Origin of the sequence: Nocardia sp. NPDC051052 (genome assembly GCF_044456045.1) — a bacterium.
Lineage (GTDB): Bacteria > Actinomycetota > Actinomycetes > Mycobacteriales > Mycobacteriaceae > Nocardia.
In genome coordinates this window covers 355,867-378,818 of sequence record NZ_JBITFL010000001.1, presented here as the reverse complement: position 1 = coordinate 378,818, position 22,952 = coordinate 355,867, and the positions used below count along the sequence as shown (strand labels likewise).

General features: G+C 64.5%; 6 protein-coding genes (1 of these 6 running past the window's edge). 2 read left to right on the top strand and 4 right to left on the bottom strand.

Annotated elements, in window-relative coordinates:
* Positions 1-8: 8 nt before the first annotated feature.
* From ACIBCN_RS01635 to ACIBCN_RS01620, 4 genes are all read right to left on the bottom strand, one after another.
* Complete coding sequence (locus tag ACIBCN_RS01635) at positions 9-491, bottom strand: YbaB/EbfC family nucleoid-associated protein (RefSeq protein WP_396989521.1); 483 nt, start codon at positions 489-491, stop codon at positions 9-11.
* 127 nt (positions 492-618) lie between these two features.
* Positions 619-948 (bottom strand): hypothetical protein, encoded by a 330-nt coding sequence (locus ACIBCN_RS01630; RefSeq protein WP_396989520.1) that lies wholly within the window; start codon positions 946-948, stop codon positions 619-621.
* A gap of 20 nt (positions 949-968) precedes the next feature.
* The gene (locus ACIBCN_RS01625) at positions 969-2,717 is read right to left on the bottom strand and encodes a hypothetical protein (protein WP_396989519.1); all 1,749 of its coding nucleotides are present in this window, start codon (positions 2,715-2,717) and stop codon (positions 969-971) included.
* Complete coding sequence (locus tag ACIBCN_RS01620) at positions 2,714-2,866, bottom strand: hypothetical protein (RefSeq protein ID WP_396989518.1); 153 nt, start codon at positions 2,864-2,866, stop codon at positions 2,714-2,716. Before ACIBCN_RS01620 ends, ACIBCN_RS01625 begins: the two co-directional genes overlap by 4 nt.
* 229 nt (positions 2,867-3,095) lie before the next feature.
* Here ACIBCN_RS01620 and ACIBCN_RS01615 point away from each other — a divergent pair, with 229 nt between their 5' ends.
* A complete protein-coding gene (locus ACIBCN_RS01615) occupies positions 3,096-3,563 on the top strand; it encodes a YbaB/EbfC family nucleoid-associated protein (protein ID WP_396989517.1) in 468 nt (155 codons plus the stop codon).
* Positions 3,564-3,740: 177 nt separating this feature from the next.
* Positions 3,741-22,952 carry the 5' portion of an ADP-ribosyltransferase gene (locus ACIBCN_RS01610; RefSeq protein WP_396989516.1) on the top strand. The gene runs 12,414 nt beyond the window's last position, so 19,212 of the gene's 31,626 nt are visible here — the first part of the coding sequence; the start codon lies at positions 3,741-3,743; its stop codon lies beyond the right edge, outside the window.

The following is a 22,952-nucleotide window of genomic DNA, read 5'->3' as shown; positions in this document are numbered from 1 at the left end:
GCGCGAACTCAGTCGTCGGGGTCGTTGATCAGCGACCGGCGCCCGAACGGCGCCGCGTCGCCGGCCTCGTCGGGTTGCCTGCGCGACGGCGAGTTCGGCGGCGCGGTCGACGCGGGTGTCGCCACCGGGATCACCGACTTGATATCCGGGATGTCGGCGACGAGATCCGACAGGCGCGGCAGCCGGGTCTTGCGCTCCTGCAACGGTTCCATGAGCTGACGGCCCTGCTCGATCACCTTCAGGGCGGCGGCCTGCACCGCCTCGGTCATCGCCGCGGCGATCTCGTGGTAGGAAAGGTCGCCGATATCGTCGGCGAACTGGGTGTCGATGAGAATGCCGTTGGCATTGACGGTCACCGTGATTCGCTTATCGCACGCGGTGACGCTCGCGGTGAGCCGGGCTCGATCACGCTGAATCTTCGCGATCCCTTGCATTTGCCCCGACATCGCTTCGATCATCAACGCGGCATCGGCCCGCAGCCATTCGTTCACCACCAGAAGCCTCCGGATCGTAGGTCGAGCTCGTCTCGCAAGACCTCGCTGAGCATTTGCCACTGATTGCGATCCAACACCACGCCGATCAGTTTCGAGTCATCGCCGCATAACCGCGGGTAATGCGTCAGCGCTGGTCTCGTATTCGCATGTTCTCGACCAGCCGGCGCTCGTTCTCCTCGTGGATCTTCGCCGAATCCCGAAGGTTCTTCGCGTTTCCCGCGAAGACCTCGGTGATGGCGGCCAGGGACTCGAAGGTATTGTCGCGGCCCTTCTTGTATCCCTTGTCGCCCTCGGCGAACTTCTTACCGCTCTTGTCGTCGCCCCAGGCCTCGCCCTTGCTGCTCGAGTTGGACTTCAGCGTCTCCAGCAGCTTCTTGGCCTTGTCCGCGAGCTCGTCGAAATTGTCCGCGGAGCGGCGTAATCCGTCCGGCTCGATCTTGATCGGCTTGTCCATGGTGCTCCTTTTTGATCAGGTCAGATCACGAGATCGACGCCAGCCCTGGTCCGTCGTTCCTGGAAGCGCTGCTCGAACCCGTCGGTGTAGGTCGACGGTGGCATCGACGAGGACGACTGTTCGATCACGCCGTCGTCGGCGATATAGAAGATGGCGCGGCCGATGGCGATTTCGCCGGGTTCGGTCGGTACGAACACCATCCAGCCGACGTCGAGGCGTTCGGCGACGAGTTGGTCGAGTGGATAGCCGGTGGTGTCGACGCCCAGTTCGAGGATGAATTCGCGCACCAGGGTGATCGCCTGGTCGTGCGGTAGCTCCTCGGGAACCGTCGCGGTGAGGCCGGCCAGCGACAGCTGATACATGGCGCCGTCGATGTTGTCGCTCTCATCGAACAAGCCGGTCAACGTCTCCCGGGTCACCACACCGGCCTCGGCGGCCTCGACCAGGGTGGCCGCGGCCTCGCGCTGGTCTTCGGTCGGCTCGTTGCTCACCACGGCGCACACGATGTCGGCGACGGTCTGGCTCGTCCAGATGCCTGGAACGGCCGCGCTGAACTGGTCGGCGGTCGGCGATTCGCCGCGGTGCCAGCTGCCGTTGGACCACCAGTAGCAGAACGACAGCATGCCTTGCGCCGCACGGGCGTTGAGCACCTGATTGGCCACCCAGTCCGGGGCACCGGCATACAGCTCCGGCAGCTCGTCGTCGTCGTTGTAGGCGGCGTCGAGTTCGGGAGCGTTCCACACCCCACCCGAGAGCACCGCGCGACCGCCGGGCAGCACGAACAGGGTGGAACCGCTGCGCGCCGCGCCTTCGAAGATGCCGAGCGCCGGGCGAATTCGCGGCCCGAGCCCCGAACCGATGGCGACGAAGGCCGCTGCGATGGTGGCCCAGCGGGCCCACAGCACGGGCAATGCGGGCAGTTCTTCGCGCGCGAGCAGCGCGGTGACATTCGCTTCGCGGTCGGCGCGAGCCTGCGCGGCGGCCTGCTCGGGCGAACGCCACTGCCGCTCGTCATGAAAGACGTAGGCGGCCAGCCACACCGGGAGCTGTTCGCGCGGATACGCGGCCAGGTCGGCCCGATAGGCGTCGGTGGCGAGCAGCTGATCGTCGGGGAACGGCTCGTCGCCGTAGTCGTAGTCGACCTCGACCTCGCCGGTGATCTCGAGCTGGATCACCATGCGCCACCAGGGGCCGTCGCCGAGTCGGGCGGAGATATCGCGATGCCGCACCACGAGTTCGGTGACCGTCGCCGACGGCTCGGCCCGGGAGGACTGTTCGGAGTCGTCGTAGTACAGCACGTAGGCGATGCCACCGGCGACGGTGAGCGAGAAGGACGCCTCCAGCCATTGCCAGCCTTCCGGGCCGGCCACGCCGAGTTCGCGGGCGATGCTGTGGGCGAGCTCGGCCGCTTGTTCCTCGATCGATGGGGGCTCGGCGGTCGGCTCGTCGGAGGTCGTCGACTCGGCGGCCTGATCGTCGGCTGTCAGCGGCTCGGCGGCTGGATCGTCGGCTGTCGGCGGCTCGGCGGCCTGATCGTCGGTCGTCGGCGGCGCGACTGCTTGATCGTCGGTGTTCGGCTCACCGATCGCCTGCTCAGCAGCGTCCTGCGGCTCGGCTGCCGGTATATCGGAATCGGTTGGCGAGGAGGGTTTCTTCGTCTTTCGCGCATCGGCCACCGGCTCATCGGATGGCGGCGCGGTACCCAGCCGGAAGCTGACGTCCACCCCGTCGCTGATCCCGGCCCGGCTTTGCTCCTTGGGATCGCTCATATGATGAATTCTTTCTCGTCGGTGCGCGGCGTCGGCCCATCGAATTCAGGCACACGGCCGACAATATCCGGCATTTGTTCCGATAGTATTTCCATCATCATCGCGGTATCGACTCGCAGCCTTTCGCCCGACACCAGAACAGTCTCCACAACTTAGCTCGGTCTCATACCGCCACACCGCGTTTGAGCACTAGCCACTAAGGGGATTCAACACTACGCAAATCAGTCGCGCATAAGTCTCGCGTAACAGCGCATAATAATGACATCACAACGTGGTCGTGACGAGATTTCCGACAATATAGCGTGGTACGTTCGCGAAGTAATCGATGTGGGCAACGCATCGCTGGTTGTATTTCTTCGTGCGGCAGGAGGACTCGACGTGAGCAACGAACGGGCCAAGGGAGACGTCGCCGACCTGCTCGACACGGTCAGCCAGCACATTCGCTCGATCGCCGAGGTACAGCAGAAGCGGGTCACACTCACCGCCACCGCTACCGCGGCCAAGGGCCGGGTGCGCATCACCGTCAACGCCGACGGCGTCGTGATCGACACCGAATTCAGCGACGACATCGACGAACTGAGCTACGACGAGATCGCCGACGCGGTCACCGAGGCCACCCAGGACGCCGCCGCCGAGGTCGCCCGCAAGGCCGAGGAACTGATCGAGCCGATCCGCCAGTCCCGGTCGCGGCTGCCGAGCTTGTCGTCCATGGTCGAGGGCCTGCCCGACTTGCGCACGAAAACGCCGGAGCTGCAACGGGCGTCGTTCGATTCGCCCGCCGAGCGTAAGCAGCTCGAGTCCGATGATTCGCAAACCCGGCCATGGTCGGTCGTCGACCGCGACTGATCGGCGTCGGTTGTCGTTCCTCGCTGAATCGAACACGCGGCGGCCACGGGATGCCGGGCCGAAGCGCGGGAAGGTGTTCGACGTGTCCCCCGGCCCGCTGATCATGCTGCGGCGCTGCGCATTCCGCCGAGCCGCCGGTGGGGGCTGGTCGCGACGCAACACCTCTGGGACTGATCGATGAGCATCGACATGCCCGAGGGCCTGCGATGGCTCAGTTACCTGTCGGGTGCCGCGTGGCCGGAAGGCGACGAGGACAAGATGTTCGCGCTCGCCGAAGACTACAAGACGGCGGCGGACGGTCTGGAAGCGCTGCTCGACCAGCTGCACACCGCCTGCGACACCGCGCTGGACAGCTATTCCGGCGACGGCCACGACAAGATGAAAAAGCAGTTCGGCATGTTCTTCGCCGGCGACCAGTCGATCCCGAAGCTCGTGCAGTCGCTCAGGGGGCTCGGTAAATCGGCGCACGAGATGGGCGCCGAGATCGAGCACACCAAGCTGCAGGTCATCATCACGCTGGCGATCCTGGCCGCCGAGATCGCGTACGCCCTGACCACCCTGTTCGGCGCGATGATGGTTCCGGCACTCGAGGCCGAGACCGCGGTCGTCATGTCGGGGATCGGTCGCACGCTCCTCAACAAAATCGCGTCACACGCCCATTGGATCGCGCGGCAGCCGATGTGGAAGCTGGCCGGGATCAGCGCTGGGACGCAGGGCGGCCTCGGCATCTTTACCGAGGTCCTGATCGAGGGAATCCAAAAGGACAAGGGGCATATCGACGGATTCGACCTGAAGCGGATATGGATCGCGGGAGCCGTTGGCGCGGCGTCCGGCGCGGCAGCGGCACCCGTCGGCGCGATTATCGGTAAGGGCCTCGGCAACTGGATCGGCCGGGAGGGCATGACCTGGTGGAAGTCCGCGGGCATCGCGATCGGCGCCGGTATCCCCGGTGGTCTGGTCGGCGCCGGCGCGGGTTTCGTCACCGGTGGCGTCCTCACCGGGGAGTGGGAGTTCGATCCGGCCATGCTCGCCGGCGCCGCGGGCGGCGGCATGCTCGGTGGTATCCACGGCGCGGTCGGTCACATGCGGGGCGAGGCCATGCACGCCAAGGGCATCGGGGTCGACGGCAAGATCGATCTGAAGATCTCCGACGGCAGTTCCATCCATTCGGTGCTGGATAAGGACGGCAAGGATGGGCGCGGGGGCGCGGGCGGCCGTTCGGCGGATAACGCAGTCACGGAGAAACCGACCCGGTCGACGTCGCATACGGCAGGCACCGAGAACGGCAACAACCGGTCGTCGGGTGCGAAATCCGATGTCACGGAGAACAATTCACGCTCCAACCCAACCTCGGTGCAGGACAAGAACACCGCCTCGACTCGACCGACTTCCGCCCGCACCGGCAGTATTTCGGCGGCGAGCGTGCTGCGGCCGCGCGCGGGTTCGGTCGGCGGGACCGGCATCGACGGATCGACTTCGCGGGTTTCGGCGTCGTCGAAACCGAACGGCACGTCGGCGGCATCGAACGGCAATGGCGTGCACCGGTCGTCCAGTGCGCCGCCACCGGTCACCCGAGGGTTCAATGCCAAGCCGGAACCGGCAGCGGGTTCGACGTCCCGGTCACCTGAGTCCCAGGGTCCGAAGGACTTCACTCGTAACGGTGGTGGGTCGAGGAATGGGAGTTCGGTTGGGCCCGAGACGCATTCGTCGGTATCCCGGCAATCGGGCGAATTCAACCCGCCCGCATCGCATGCCCGAATTTCGGGTGAGTTCGACACCCACAGCGCGACCAGCCACCTTCGGGACGGGTCCGAGTCGCCCGCCTCGGCCAGGCACGAACCGCCGCCCGGGCAGGCGGAGTCGCGGCCGTCGTCCAGGGCTTCGTCGATAGATAGCGGGTCGGACTCGCAGAGCCGAGGTCGGAGCACGGACGGGGTATCGGGGAGCAGCAGCCGGACCAGCTCCGAATTCCCCACTCGGTCAACCACACCGGAGGTCGAGCCGGTACGGGGCCGGTCAGGGGCGCCGATCACCTCGGCATCCGACGGCGGATCGCAGGCGCGGATCACCGCGGCGCACAACGAGTCCGGCCCGGCCGGGCCGCGGCCGGTAGTCGCTAGGGAAGACCAGGCACCGGGCGCGTCGCGGGCGGTGTCACCGGAGCGCGCCGTCGGCCCCGCGGCCGGAGCGCGGCCGGAAGGCCTGGCCGGGCACAGCGGGTCCGGCTCGGAAGCCGGGCAGATCCGCACCAACCGCAACTCCGGCGACGATGCCCGCACGCATCCGGAAAATGTTGTGCCGGAACGCAAAAACGGTCTGAGCCAGGACGGACCGGATGATCAGACGATTCGTCGGCCGAGAGTCCACCTGTCCGAGCACAATGATGGTCAGGCAATTTCGGAGCAGCACCACAGCGGCCTCCAGCGCGACCACGACGCACAAGGCCAGGGCCGCACCGAGCCGCCCCCGCCCGTCCGACCGGCGGCCAAAGAGCCGATGAGCCCGCATGAGCTGAAGCTACGAGATCAGTTGCGGACCGAGGTCGCGGCCGGCGACCAGAATGTCATCGGTGCCAGGGAACGGCTGAACGCCGCGGTGAAGGAACTCGACAACAGCAGTCGAGCACTCGAATCTGTTCAGGCAGAGAAAGATCGGGCGCCGGACGCCGCCGTGCACGCCGAATCGCGGCACGAGGCGGCGCGCACGGCGCACGATGCCGCAAAGGCCGAGCACGACGCGGCAGTACAGCATGCGGTGCAGGAGCGCTATGAGCAGTTGAAGGCCAATTCGGAGGCCGGGATTGATGCGGTCAACCAGGATCGGCTGTTGATGCTAGAGGCCACCGACGCGCACATGGATACTGCTATTAAGAATCTGCGTAAGGAAATGGCTGATCTGAAGAACCTCAGAAATCTGCACGAAATGGAGAAAGCGCAGCTCGAGGTTCATCTGAATCAGAGTCTTGACAATAGAATCGAACCCTCAACGAATAGGGTGGCTGAAGCACGGAAAGCGTTCGAGAACAGCAAGAAGGAGTACGAGGAGGCCCGGTCGGGCAACGAGCCGCGGGCGGAATACCTGAAGCAGCTCAATCGTGAGGTCAAGCAGAGTCGGAAGAATCTGCGGGATCAAATGATCGAGCACGAGGCGCTGCTGACCGCCGCCAAGGATCGCCCCGAGGAGCTGGCCGCGGCGCGGAACGAGCGTGACGAGCTGGCCTCGGATCGGCGCCGCAGGTGGGTATTCAACAGGAGAGTCGAGCAGCGATCCGCGGTCTGGGAGCGGGAATTGAGCCGAGATGAGTCCGATGCCGGGTCGCGGGTAGCGGAGTTGGGTGCGGAACTGGCGGCGAAGGAAGCGGCGTACCCCGAGGCGGTAGCGAAGTTCAAGCGCGAGATGCACGAGGTGATCGAGAAACGCTTCGCGGGATTGGGGACCGCGAAGGGACTGGATCGAGACGCCTACGAGGCGGGGCTCGCGGACCAGCGAGAGGCGATGAAGGCAGCGACGGACAAGGCCATGGAGATGGGGGACGCGGTGGTGAAGGCGGCGTTCGTGTACCGGGACGAGCTGTTGCGCCGGACCAAGGAGACCGATCCGGTGATCGGGCGGGGCGCGAGCGACGCTGAACTGGATCGGATGGTGCGCAACGGGCCGCGCGCAGAGCAGGTGTCGGCGATGGCTGAGTGGATGATGCGTCATGATCCGGAACCGAAGCAGCGCACGCCGCGGAAGACGCAGATGCTGACGTACGTGCTGACTGAGTTCGGGCCCGCGGATATGAAAGGTGGGGAGGGCAAAACGCTGGTGATGATCATGTCCGGGTTACGCGATGCCATAAAGCGTGGCGTGGTGACGATGCTGACGAGCAGCGAACCGCTGGTGGGCGACATGATGCGCCAGGTACAGGGCTATTTGGGGACGCACGAGGAGCATCGAGCGGGGCTGAAGGATATGGGCGTGGATGTGGTGCAACTGCGGGAAGACGAGCCGTTCCCGCAGTGGGCCTGGGATGCCAAGGCCTCGGGCCGCAACCTGCTGATCGTGGGGACCAAGGAAGCGGTGCTGTTCGTCGGTCTGCACGAAGCGAACTCGATGATCGAGGAGATCGGGCGGGCGGGTGCGCCGAAGGAAGTCGTGGCGGAAGTCAAGGAGTGGCTGCGCACGGAGCCACATATTGATGAGGTAGCGGATCGGTTGAACGCGATGGCCGAGAAGCAGAAGATAGCGCGGCGGTTCAGGCCGCTCCCGGAGGGGATGGGCAATCTCGATGAGGTCGATACCGCTTTCGACGGGGAGGTGCGGGCCAAGTTGTCCCCGGGTGCGGACGGGGACGCGTCACCGGCCACTGTGACGCAACTGAAGGATCTGTATGAGCAGTTCCGTCTCGCGATACTGGATCGGCCTAACGACACGCTGACCGACAAAGATGGCCCACTGACCGACAAAGATTTCGGCAGGCCCGAGAACACCCGCGGTCTGTGGCATGCGCGGATGACCGAGGACGCGATCGACAAGCTGGCGGCGGTGACCGGGGATCGGGGTTCGGTGCTGGCCAACGCGGAGCATTACACGAAATTCGCGAACGCGAGGTGGGGGTTGGAACGCGACAGGGACTTCAATACCTCCCGTGAATACGACAAGGTGATGCAGATGAACGCGTCGACCACCGACCGGTTGATGTGGGATTCAAACAAATCAACCGAAGTGCGGTTGGAGGGATTGGGGCAGCATCTCGACATCGTTCAGGGTGTGACGGTGCGGGGCAATCGCCCGGAGGATTCGCTGACGATGACGTTGAAGCAGTGGATCGGCAGTCGTTACCTGCAGGATCCGACGGGTGTGTCGGGCACGGCGAAAGAAGTGGAAGGCGCCATGTACGAGAGTTGGGGTGGGGCTCATGACAAGCGCGGTGATTATTTCGGGGTGCCCGAAGTCAAGCCGTTCTATGAAAAGATGTTGTTCCAAGAAAAGCCGTCGCACTTCGAGAGTCGCGAGGCGAAGCTGGCGGGCATCGCGACCGATGCCATCGATGTCGCGAAGATCTCGTTCACCGTGAAGGACGGCACGATTGTCGGTATCGAGCAAAAGGGTCAGCCGCAGTGGCGTATTCACCTCGACAACTCCGAGATCAGCGGCGCGAACGAGCGTCTGGTGGAGCGGGTAGTCGACAAGCCGGGCGGTGGGCGGATGGTCGAGGACACCAGGATCGAGCTGAATCGTTGGCAGGACAAGGAATTGTCCGAGCGCGGGGTCGTCGATTGGGTCGACGCGATCGTCGAACGGCGCATGCAGCACTACGCGACTGAGCACGGGTTGGCGATCAAGGAAGGGGTGAAACTCGAATACTCAGCGATCGATGCCCGCTGGTATGAGAAAGCAGAAGGTGGGGATAAGGCCGAGAACGCGGCCAATGCACTAGTCAAGAAGTTCGGCGAGCCGGGCAGCTTGATGTTCATCAACAAGTCCGGCGCGCGCGGGACGGACCCGAAGCCGACGGAGGAGTCGATAAAGCTTGGCGGCGTACTCACCGGAGTCAGTGGCGGCCCGGCCTTTTCGCCGCGGGTGTTGTTGCAGGCGATCTGGCGGTCTGCCCGCGGCGGGTCGGGCGAAGATCAGGCGACCGGCGGTACACCCGGCTCGGCGAAGGTATACACCTCGAACGAGGACTTCCGCACCACGATCGCGGACGCGCAGGCCATCCGCGAGATCACTCAGTACATGAAAGCGAAGGACGAACAAGACCGCGCCGCCACCGAGTACAACGCCGATCCCTCGGCGGCGAGCAAACAAGAAGCCCTCAACAACGCCAACGACCGAGTCGCCGAGGCCGTCCGGGTGCTGGAGCAGGAGACAACACCGCGGCTGCAACAGCACGCGGAAGAACAACTACTCGCCCCCCACCTCGGACCGAAAGACCTGGCAACCGCACTGCGACATGCGATGGAAGACCAGCTGCAGTCGTCCGAACATCCCGGGACCTACCGAGCCAACGCTCCGCCGGTGCTTGCCCCTGCCCCGGGCCAGCAGCCCACCACTCCCCTGGCCCCGCCAGGGATGGACTTCACCGCGCCGCCGCCTGCGGCGCAGCTGCCGGAGCAGCAGACCATTACACCGGAGCCGGATCGTAACGATGGTTCCGTCGACACTCCGGGCGATGCCGGTATGCATCGCGACACCGATACCGGCGATGGCGCGAATACCCACGGCGACAACAACACTCACTACGACAGCAGCACCAACGACGACAGCGATACGCACAGCGACACCAGCAGTCATTACGACAGCGACTTCACCACCGACACCGATGTGCACAGCGACACTCACGACGACGCTCCCGGTGATGCCCGGAAGGTGCCGCCGACCGAGGTGACGCCACCCCCGACGCAGGAGATCACCAGCACCCGCAATGATGGCAGCTCCGCGACAACCACTCGACCTTCGCCGCCGAATACGTCGACCTTCGACGGTTCAGCAGATTCATTGTCGCGCAACGGATCCAGTACGTTCGGACGATCCGGGGTGGCCGGGCGATCGGTGTTCGAGCCGCCGGTCGACGAGCCATATTTCCGTCCGCTGGACAAGATCTTCGACGCCGCCGACGCCTATTCGGCCGCGCAGCCGGATGCCCTGGCGCAGCAGGACTTCGGTACCGGTCGCGACGGCTTCCAGAACCTGACCGGCATAGTCGACGACGACGGGCCACGTATCGGTCTCGGCCCCGAGCCGACGGATGTCACGGGGCCACCACCGGCGCAATCACCGCACTCGAACGGACAGCCGGCGATACCGCCCACGACGCATCGGCCCGATTCGGTGGTGGATCGCGCGGCCGCGCAATTCGGCGACATCTTCGACCAGCCCCTACAGCTGAACCAGCTCTACACCGCGCTGAGCACCAGGTGGCCCGACCTGTCGTTCGACGACCTGCAGCAATTGCGGTCACACACTTACCTGAACAATGGAATCCAACCCCCCACGGTGTCCCGGGAGAACCTGGACAACTTCCTGCAGACCCTCTGGAACGACCGCGATTTCGTCCCGGACGAGAACATGATCTACGAGGCATATCTGACCCTCGGGGCAGGAGACTCGCCCGCGGACACGGCCGCGTTCAAAGACGACATGGTGCAGATCCTGGCCCAACGCCCACCCGGACGGGCCCAGCAGGGCGACATGGAGGAAGCGGGCGTGCTCACCCCGGACAACGCACACAATTGGGCGCCCGAAGACATCCCGGTTGTGCATTTCGCCCGAGACCACATTCCCGGCAACACATCCAGCCAAGACACCAAATTCAATATCTATGTGAACGCGACCGGCGCCGCGCGCTCCACCGTGACCGGGCACCTGGTCCACTATGTCCTCGATGACCCCGGTCGCTTCCCAGGGGTCTATGTGGTGAAAGCATTCGGCCCACGGGAACTGCGGGTGGACGGCATCGTCGTCTCAGTCAGAGGCCAGGCCGCGGCGAACCGGGTGATCGCATGGTTGCGGGAGTATCAGAACCGCTACCCCGACCTGTTCCACTGGGGTGTGCCGACCGGGTCCGAGCAGGTGCTCTCCGGCGTCGGCCTCGGCGCCGAAACCCGCAACAACACCTTCGGCATGACTCGGGCCAAAGCACTGTTCACCGCACTCGACCTGCACCGCAACGCGACATTCGACGACTTCGCCGCCGAAGTCCGAACCCAGTTCCGCGCCCGCGGCCTCGACCCCGAGCAGGTGCACTTGAACCTGGCACCGGCGACCGATGGCAGCACCGCACACCAGCACCCCACCAGCATCGCGACAGATCAGGAACCCTACATCGGCGAGTTCCCCGGTGCGGCGACAACAGCTGCGCCGCAACCGATCCCGGACAATCGCAACAACTGCTTCGACCTGTCGGTGGCGGGTGTCAAGCGCGTCACGGGTAGTGCGGATATGACCGTTCCTGCTAAGCGGGCGGGTCTGCGTGGGCGTACATTCGCCGAAGCCGAGTTCTATTTCGGTGCACCGTTGTATCAGTATGGCAGCCACGCTCGGGTCGAGGACCATCTTCGTGCTCAGGGTCCTGCGGTGGTTCACGTGGTCGAGGAGTACAAGGGGCCGGTCGACGAGAACGGTATCGGCGCCCATTCGTTCTATGTGGTAGCGAAGCCCGACGGAATCATCACTATGGTGGACGAGGCATTCAAGGAGATCGGTCCCTATCCACCACAGTTCCAGCGCCGCGAGATCCTGACAGTGCAAGCCAGCTTCTTCACCCTGACCGGTGGCAAAATTATCCCACCGCCCTCCGGCGTCCCGCTGTCGCGCACATCCGCGCAGAAGAAACTCATGGGTCTCGGCCCGGCACCGGTCCAGAAACTGGCGGTAGTCGGCCAGTCGGAGCCCGGCCCTGCCCCTGACGGCAGCGCAGCACACGCCCGCCCCACCCATATCGGCGCCAGCGAACATGACAACGACTGCGGCCCAGCCCTACTCACCCATCTCGACACCCACGCCCCCGACTCCGCCCGCATCGACCACGACCACCTCCCCCGCGGCCCCGCCGGCGTCACCCACCACCACATCGAACAGGCACTACCCCCCGGCGCCCGCTTCCACACCGTTCCCGACCACGACGTCATCGCCGCCACCCTCCGCCGAGAAGGCCCCGCCACCCACGCCTTCGTCGTCCTCAACTACACCGACGACTACATCAAAACCAACAAACACCGCATCGGTGCCCACGCCTACCTCATCACCAACAACCACAAACTCCCCGACAACCACACCACCCACGACCTCACCATCACCGACCCCGCAAACCGCACCACCCACCCCTACCCACACCACATCACACAAACCGTCACCAGAATCGACGTCATCTATCTCGACCACACCAACCAACCCGTCCCACCACCCACCGATCACCACACCCCCACCCCACACACGCCACACCGCATCGGACTCAACGACAACAACCGCGGCGTGAATGCTTCGCTGTTCGACGGCCCGGAAGATAATCTGCTGCCCGCCCTGTTCGACGAGCCAGGCCAGGTGACCCCGAGGTTCGAGCCGTCGGCGGGTGACACCTATTTCGGAGCACTGAGCAAGGTGTTCGATGCCGACTGGAACAACGCACCGATCGAACCGAATTACATCGCCCAGAATTTAGGTTCGGGTCATACCGGCGTCCAAGAGCTCGTCGAGATCATGCCGCTTCCGGAGACGACGGTGCAGTGGCTCGGCGATCAGATCTACCGCTATGTCATGAGCAAAGAAGGCCCGCAATCGGCGGCGCGGCAACTGGGCGAGGATATCTACCGTTATGTAACCAACGGAGACAGCCCAGAGGCGAAATTGCGAGCCGAGATTCGCCAGGTGCTGACGCCCCGTCTGCTCAGCGCCGAGTGGCCGCGGCTGTTCACCAATTCGGGCATGTCGCTGACCGTGACGCATAATGGCCGCCGCCATCGGGTCGCGATACGCCTGAGTCTGGACGGCGCCCGCCTGGCACCGGAGCAACTCGCGCTGGTCGGGGACCGTAACGATCCCGCTAATGGGCCGCCGGTAGCCATTTTCCGTTATTCGCGTGGTCGGTCCCACGTCAGCAATAATGTCAGCGAACACAACCTGCGGTCCCTGTCTGGTTCCTATGGCCTGAAAGCGCCGATGGCGGAAACGGGATTGAGCAGTCTGGACGGCACGCCGCAGGGCTCGACGATATATGACCAGTTGTCTACGCACGTCGAGGCCACCACCTCGGTCGAGTCGACGGTCAAGATGTCGAGCAAGGGCCCGTCCATTCCGTTCGACTACGCGATGACGTTCCAGCTCAGCGATGAAGACCCGGATCTGCTGTCCTCCGATACCGCGGCCAGGGTCTGGCACGATATTGATGCGGAAACGCCTGGCCGCCTGATTGTCTGGATCCCGAAATTCCTGGCCGACAGCACTGAGCTGCCCGTGGTCAACGAGGAGGATCCGGCCACCATGCCCCCGGCATGGCACCCAGGGGCCGACGATTCGCATCCTTCGCTGGAAGAGGTCCCCCTCTTCGCGCCGCTGAGCAGTCCGAACCACGAGGAACTGGTCAGCGATGTCATAGCGGGGTTCCGCACTCGTCTCGCCGGTATCTCCGAGGACTCCGCCGACGATTTGCGAGATTATCTCAAAGAAGAAAATTTCCTCGGCAACATCAAGTTGATGCAGGGCGGTTCGATGGCCTCGCAGCGCTTGCAGACTTCGTCCGGTGAATCGCTCGGATTTTTCCTGATGAGCGTCGACCTCGACGGTGGTACCGAAATCACCGGCCCCACTCATACGAATTTCGGCCTCGAAAACTACACCATCCGGGAATTGGGGGTGCAGGGTAAATCCACGATCACCAATGAACTCGGCACGCACCCGGCGTTCAGCTTCAGTTTCAGTCAGGGTAAGGAGTTCGAGGAATCCGGGTACTCGCGCCGCGGCGGCCAGATCACCTTCCGCGGTGGGGTTTCCGACCAATCCAGCCAGACCCTCGGTTACGGCAGAAAAGCCCAGGCGGTGCGCTCGCTGCGGCTCCATGACGATCTGCTGCATACGACGCCACGCGCGACCGTCACCATCGTCCTGGTCCAAGACGGCGAGCGCTTCGGGCCTGCTGCGAATACCCCACTGGCCAAAGGGAAGACGTATCCGGTCAACACGCTGGTACCGCCGAGGGGTGCCCTCGGTCGCAAACCGAAATTGGACATGGAACTCGACGAGAGACAGTACCTGCCACCGAAGGTCCTGCATCTGCAGCAACTCGGCCCCGACGCCACCCCGGTCACGGTCGGGGGCACCGAGCCGTTGTTCGTAGCGGCCGAAAAATTCCTGTCCGATAACGGCTTCTTCTCGAGCAAACACGATAAACAGGGCGTGCTGGACCTGATCACCCAGCAGGGGCTCGCCGCCGCGCGTGATGCGAATATCGCCGCCTTCGAACAGATGCGGGCCCAGTTCAACTTGAAGGCAGCCCTACAGGAGATGATCGATGGCGAAGTAGACGAGCAGACCAGGAAGCTCGAGGGAGGTTCGCTCGTCTGGTTCGAAAAGCCGGGAAAGTACCGGACCGAACGCATTTCGATCCGGCTCGTCACCAAACGCCACCTCGAATCGAAGGAGGACGCACACCAGGGCGTATCGCATGATTGGATACTGCCCAAGTTCCAGACACAGAACACGGCCGGCTTCGCCTTTTCCAGCAGCACGCAGTCCGGAAAATCGACAGTGCGGGTCAATCCGAATGGCGGCGGTAATGTCGCGATCAACAATCCGTTCGACGTGAAGTACAGCCAACTGCTCGCTAGTGTCACACCGAGTGCCATCCATGCGTACCAGCACTCGGAGAGCGAGTTGCACGGTTTCGACACCGGCGCGAACAACATGCTCATCAGCCCGGCTGGCGAGGGCGCGCAGAACTTCACTGTTCCGGTTGCCCATTGGATGGAGATCACCTACCGGCACGGCACCAGCCCGGAGCCGATGCGCAGTGACGGCTTTGTCCGCATCAATCTCCCCAGCTACCGCGCGGAGTCCGAAAAGCCCGCCAAATCAGCTCCGCCCGCACCCGCTACCATCCGCAAAGTCAACCCTGAGGACATCGAGAACCTCACCTCGCCGCAGTGGAAACTTCCCCAAGACGCCATTATTCGCGATGCGGGCAGCAGCACGCTGATCCGCCGGGCCATCCTCAGCCTTATCGACCGAATCGGAGTCGGAACCGACACCGGCCGAACCGACGGGACCGACACCGCTCAAACGCAGACGATTCCTGGCGCGTTCCCCGTCGAACCCGACGAGAATGCCGAACTGCCGCAATGGAACCCCCCTGCCGCAGCACCGGCCCCGCACACCGACCGCCGCCCGTCTGACACCCAGGTGCCGGAGATCCCCGCTATCGTCGTCGTGGATCCGTCCGGCGTGCTGCGCAGTGCGGAATGGGCACCCGAAGCAGAAACCGACATTGCCGATACCCGCACACGGATGCCCGGCGAATTCCCCGTCGAAGCCGACGAGAATGCCGAACGACCGCGCTGGAACCGCCGAGTGACAGAGCCGGAAATCCCCACCATCGTCGTCGTGGATCCGTCCGGCGTACTCCACAGCGCGGAGTCGGCACCTGCCGCGCCCGAATCGGATACCGACACAGGCACCGGCTGGGTCGACTGGGCAATGAATCATGCCATCGCCGGTGGTAAGTGGGCGTGGGACCAAGCCTTCGGGACGCGCACCACGAATCCGGAGTCAGGGCCCTACCAGGTCATTCACACCACCATATCGCCGCAAGCGATGCTGGCCATGCTGGCGCATGGTTCCCATAACTCCGACGACATCGAGGTCAGTGGTACCGAGGGCATCCTCGCGGGCAAAAATATCCAGATACGTATCGAGACCTATATCGCCCGCCTGAAGGTGTCGCCGAAATCAGTGCAGACCAACTCCGAGAACTGGAGCCCCTCACGCAACCACGTGGCCACCGCCAGCTCCACCCAGCACAGCGACCAGTTCGGCATCAGCATGACCGAACGCTTAGGCGCGAAGGCCGACGGCAGCTTCATTCCCGGCGGCACTTACCAGCACACCCTCGCCAGATCGAAAAGCTCCAGTGCCGCCGAATCATTGGGCTCCAACCGGGTCACCTCGACCTCCGGCGGCCCGGCCTACTGGTTCACCGGGGACCTGGTCCATGTCATCACTGTCGAGAAGGGCACCCGCAACGTCGTCATCGGTGTGGCAAACGACTTCGCCACCTGGGTGCAGCACCTCCTCGGTATGGCCAAGCGTGCGCCCTACGGTGACAACACCCTTGTCGTCGATTCGCCGGGCCGGGCGGAATTCATGGCGCACGACAAGGATCTACAGCTGCATCCCGAACTGGCCGCACTGGTCGAAGCCAGCGGCGTGCACAAGATTGCCAAACGGAACGAGGAAAAACTGTATCTGCCGAGCACTTTCGTCGAGAGCGGCGGCGTCATCTCGTTCGGCAGAATCGTCGGTACAAACTTCGCGGCCGGCCGAGACGGGTTCAAGAAGGCACTTGAGAAACTCTTGGAACCGGTGGCGCCCGGCATCACGCGACCGAGCTCCGCCAACTTCTTCGAGGGCCTGCTGATGGGCATCAACACTTACGTTTTCGATCCCCGCACCATCGGCCCTGGCAGCAACACATTCAGCTTCGTCCACCGCTCTTGGTTCGGTTCACGCCTGGTCCACCTCACCTTCACCGCGCGTCCGGATACCAAAGATCTCGACAAGAAACGCGGCAGAGAACTTCCCGGGGGCGTCGGTTTGGAGAACACCTTCTACGACGTCTCGGGCGACGGCAATGTGCTCGGTGGCCGTACCACCAAGGTAGGGGCGAATCGCGCCGGAAGCGACCAGTGGAGCGCCAACCCCGCCGGGCAAGTACCCGGAGTTGGCGTGCGCCCCACGTTCAGCTTCGCTCTCAGTGGGACTGGAACAAGCGGCAGGTCCCATGACTCCAACCGGTCGTACGACGTCTGGGTGCGCGGTGATATCACCGCGCTCTTCAAGCTTCTCTACTTCTATGAGGTCAAGATCGAGTGGTGGCTGCTACCCAAAGCGCTGCCGACCCGCGCGGTGGACCTCGCTCTACTGCCGACGAAATTAGCCGTTCAGGGACTCGCCCGACTGCCGAAGAAGATGCCCCTTCAGGGACTGGCCCGGCTGCCGTCGGATGTAGTTCTTCGGGGACTGGATACCTCGGATTTGGGGCGCCCGATCTACACCAAATCGATCACCCTGGAATCGACCAACCTCGTCCAGTTCCACGCCGCCGACACCAGAACCGAGCCGAGCATCGACCCCGGCCGCCGCATCACGCCCGACGTCTACCGGTCCGATCCGTCGATCCCGCGCCCGGCCCCGCCCGAAGGCAGTGTGGCCATCGAGATGGAGATGCCCGCCGACCTGCCCACCCGGCTCGTGGAGCCCTGGGTACCGAACAACCCGTTCCAGATGTACTGGTTCGACGGATTCGATCAGCTCGCTCGAGCGATGCGCGCCGTCGCCCCCGACGTCGAGGCCAACCGCCGGACGCATTCCTTCGAGAGCGCGGTCATCGCCCTGAACTCGCTGACCAGGAAGAACCGGCCCACCGTGCTCGGCCCCGCTGCCATCGCCGCCTTGCTCGGCGCCGGCGGCGCCGGCGGCACCGACGGCACCCTGCCGACCCCGTTGAAGCATCCGCCGGGGCAGCGGGTTGACGACATCACCGCCGTCGTGACCCACTACTCGTACGAGATCGAGGAGACCACCGGAGCAATCGCTATCGACGCCTTGGGCGTCGCGACGGAGAATTTCGCGTTCGGTGCCGACCAAGGCGTCACCTTCATGCCGACCTTCGGCATCAGCATCCCCACCGTCTCGGACGCCAGCAACCGCGGCGCACCCGCAGGCTTCCCCTACGCCGGCGGAGCCAAGGGGCACGGTATGTCGGTCAGCATGGGCCATCAGCTCCGCATGCTCATCCGTTACGGCACAACATCATTGAACAAAGACGGCCGCGGATCGGACAACCATCGGATCCGCACCTTCGTGCTCATCAAGCTGACCGGCCCCGAGGGCATCACCTGGACCGTCGGCAACAGCGTCGGGCGCACCGTCGATATCCTGCCGAAAGCCCCGCCGAGTGCGCCCGCCCCGAAACCCGAGCAGCGCACCGATCCGCCCAACCGTTCCGATAACGATGTGGCACTGGATAATTCGTCGCGCGGCGTCCGGTGGCAAGGCCCTCGGTCGGCCACTGTGAACGGCATCGCCGCACCGGCGGGACATGTCTGGGAATCCATGCGCGACGACGGTGATTGCCTGCCCCTCATGCTGGAGCGCGTGGTCTACCCGAACGACCCGCCGCTGACGCAGGCGATACTGGACCAACGGATCGCCGAATTGCGCGATGAGATCGCCACCGAGATCGAAACGAATGCCGACGGCTACTTCGAGCAATTCCAGGCGATCATCGTTGCGGCACTATTCGGAGAAGACGAAGAACGTAACGCGGGAATTCTCGAACCCAACGAGCCCGAACTACGCGTAGAGAGAACCGCCGAGACCGAAGACCACTTCGAGCAATTCATAGCCGTCGTCGACGCACTCGAAAAAGAAGCAGAACGTAACGTTGATCTTCTCGATCCCAACAAACCCGAACCACTCGCGCGATCCACGAACCTCGTCGGCGCGGTACTCGAAAAAGCACCTGGCGCAAGACTTCTCGACTCCGACGAATTGGCAGCCCTGCGGGCGCTACGGGACGACGGCCGACTCCGCGCCGAGTTCGACCGGCAGGTCCGAGCGATCAGGAGGCCGAGGGTCTGGCGAAACGCGGTCAGCCATCTGGCACCTGAAGCGGCGGGCGCCGCGCTGCGCCGACGAGGGCTTTTCCTGGCCCTCAACAGCCCGGACTACAGATCGCAGACAGTGATACTCGGTGCGGAAACCACCGAAGCACCAAACGCCACAGCCCTGACCTACGGGAACCATTTCTACCTCGCCGTACCGACCGAACCCAACGCGGCGCCCCTCCCCCCGACGAAGCTGCCCACCCGACCTGCACTGGCGGTGCTGGCCGGAAACTGGAAAGCCCAGCGGCGGCGGAACGGGCAGACCCCGGTGGAGCCTTGGTCCGATGCGGACGGGTCAACCACCAAACCTGCTGCGGCAGCGCCGATCCGCAACTTGCCCCCATTGGCGGGCTCCCCGGCACCGGCCGAATCCGACGCCGAGTATTGGGATCCATTTACGACGTCGCAGATCGATCACACGGACGACTTCCGGCCCGCACCGCTGCCCGAAACCGAGCAGCGGGCGGCCACCGATGCCGAACCGGTCGAGACACCAGGCTCACCGGACCTTTCGATCTCGGCCGAGGTGGCGCCGGCGCACGAGGCGGAGTCCGCCTACATCGATCAGGCGCAGCAACGGCAGCAGGAAATGCTCGATGCCCTGATGCGGGAGCAGGCCGACCAGGCAGCGACCGAGCACCTTGCGCACCAGGATGATCCGACGAGTGGACCCCGCGCCCCGCCCAGCCCGGTCGATCGCCCGCGGGATATCCGCAGGCCCGCTTCACTTCCGGACCGCTTCCCGACTCCGCGCCGTTCCGACGGGTCCGTCAACCGCACCGATGTGGACGACCTCTCACGATCCCACGAGCCATCCCCGCACGAACCTGAGCAGACCGAGCCCGAGCGCATCTCTGCGACCGGTCCGCGGATTCGCCTCGAGCTGCCGGACATCCGGTCCGCACTGCGCATCGACGACGAGTCGGATCCTGACCCCTATACCGACGAGTCGGTTCACAGCAGCGACGACGCGTCGATCTACCGCAACGATCCGGAGCGCACCGCGCAATCCCACGAATCCGCCCTGCGCGAATCCGAGCAGACCGGGGATGGACGGACCACCCCGATCGTCCCGGCCATCCAGGAGCGCACCGGGTCCGCAATCGATACCGACGACCGAGATTCGGCCGACAGCGTCCACGATCCGGAACCACTGCGGCACACCGAAACAACGCCGGATGATTCCGGAGCGCCCAGGGACGAACAGACATCCGGGACCGATGAGCTGAACCAGCGCGACATCGCGCCCGCGGCATCCGACGACGCGATCAGCAACACGCCGCACACCGGCGACGACCTCGCGCCGCTATCCCAACCTCGCAACGGCACAACGACATCCACGACCGCGCGCCGGGACCTCAGCATCGCGGGCATCGACGGCAGCGCACTCATCCGCACCGGCGAAACTCCGCCCGAGCAACCCGCACGGCGTCCTCGCACGCGGGAACGGTTGCGGGGCTTCGTCTCCCGTATCAGGGGCGATCGCGCCACCAGCGACGCCACGACCTCTCAGGCGGCACCGCACACTTCGCCAGCCGCGCACGCTCCACGCCGCGGCGTCCGAGCCACCCTCCGACGGCTTGTACCCGAAACAGATAGCGGCACAATACTTCCCACGTCACTCCGGACCACGGCCCCCACGCACGGTGACGGCACGGCGGCGCATGCGGTCGTGAGTGTCGCCACGCACGGTCCCTACGACTGCTTCGACCGCGCACTGACCGACATCCAGCGCAACACCGGCAGCACCGCCATCCGCCCGCAATACCGATCCCGGACCGACAGGCTGCTCGACCGCTTGCGCCAACCTCTGCCCGGCCGCTCGCGGCGAACAGCCGAAAAACGCGCGGGCGGCAAACTCCGCAAACACACCGACGAGCACAGCATCGCCAAGCAACTAGACCTTCTCGGCCCCGGAGCCGAGGCACTGGTCGTCAGCGTGCACCCCGAAGTCAACGCGAACGGAATCGGCGCACACGCCTATCGGATGGTCAATGACCGCGGCGTCATCGTCGTCCACGACATCGATACCCGCGACCCCAACGCTCCCAAACACATACGCCGAGCTCCCCGGCCCATCGATGCGGCCAAGTCGGCCGGTCTCTTCGCTGTTCACTACAGCCCCACAGGCCGAGTGAGCCCTATGCGCCTGCACGGCCGAGGACACCCGAATTTCCCACGCAACATCCGCATCGGCGCACCAGACGACCGTGCAACCGCAGCCGGCCCCGGCCGGACGGGCGGATCACGCAGTCAATCGGCCAGGTTCGACCAACTGAGCCAACAACAACGGACAGCGGTCGCCGGGCACGCGGACAAACCCGATGCGGTGAACGACTTCCTGGCCGATCCTGACCGTTTCGTCCGGGACTGGGATGAGATGGTCGATGCGCAAGAGGGCATGGAGACGCTGTGGCCCGAGCAGGAACCACCCGCGTTCGACGATCTCGAATCGAAACTCGACGAACTGACAGAAGCCGAGGACCCGCCGTACGCGGTGGACGGGGTGCGCGAGATTCTCGCCTCCGACGATCCGCACGCGCTATGGCAGAGCCTGGTGGACGCCTCCCGCAGATATCACATATTGAACGACCACTTCGGCACCCATCTGAACGCGACGTTCAGCATCGAAGAAGTCCGCTCGCAGATCCGGATATTGGATGAGATCACCGCGGCGCGACTGCCCATCACCACCCCCTTACGGGTGCGGGCCGATCACAGCCTGACCGCACAGCAGTTGACGATGCTGGGAGAGGCGGGTTCCGAGGTCCTGATCCAAACCTTTGCTACCACCGAGGTACTCGGAGGATCGTCATCGGCAATACAGCCCCAGGTCGAGTTGATCCTGCCCGCTGGGACGGCTGGACTGTTGTTCGGCGACCTCGCACGCCCGAAGGTGCTGCTACCGCGCGACACAGTCGTCCATATCACCGGTGTATCCGCGGACGGGCGCGTCATGGCGGAGGTCGTACCGTCTGAGTCCGCTCCCGCCAGTGCTCGCTACGTCCCGGGCGGCAGTAGTCGAAGGGCATCCCTGGATTCGATCGATTCGGCAGCGTCCATCGCTTCGGCAGCGTCCATCCTGCCTGATCAGGGTCGACTCGTCGGCGGCGTGCGCTATTTCAGTGACGAGGCCACTCGCCAGAATTTCGCGCACCAAGTCCTGCGGACATGGGACGAACTACCTGACGACGTGATAGAGGCACTGCTCACCTTCGAGGAGTCCGCGCTGATCAACCTTGCGCTGCGGTGGGGCGGATCGTCCGGACTCGGACGGTGGCTCGACCATCTCACCGAGAGCGCCGAGCTGTGGCAGGCCCGCCAGCAAGAATTGCAGAGCGCCGGACTTTCGCATTTCCACCCCATGGAGCAGCAATTGGCGGTGCCGAGCACACTGCTGCCCGACGCCGAGCCTGGTACCCGGTGGGAACAGATCCGATCCGACGCCGACATCGAGGAGTTGTTCCGCGAGCATTTCGGCGCCGACGCCGCCCAGCGGCTCGAAGCGAGTTCGCTCCAGGAGCACATCAGAGTGCTCGACCTGGCGACGAGCCCGCAGCTGCGATTGGACGGAAAGGTTCACGTCACCCGCAGCCTGGTCTCCATCGATTTCTTGATCACCGCGGACGGCAAACCCCTGGGCAAACGTGACCCCGATCTGCTGATCGGCGTCCTCCAAGAGGAACCCGGCTATATGTCCACCTCGTTCACCTCCCGGGTCGTCCACCTGCCCGACAGGATGAAGTACCGGCTGGCATTGACCGTGCCGCCCGGCGTGCGGGGCGTCTACATCGGCAGCGATGCCCGGGACCGCTATAAGCGCGAACTCGTGCTGCCCCGCAATACCCGCTATCGGATCACCCGGATCGAGCGCCACGCCAGCCGCATGCCTGTCCTGCACGCGGAGGTAGTGCTCCTTCCGGCCGTCGACACCACCACCCAATCCACTGAACCGCTGCGCGGCGCCGCCGAACAACAAACCACCTCCCACACCGAACCAAGCCACCCCGACCGCACACAAATCAAC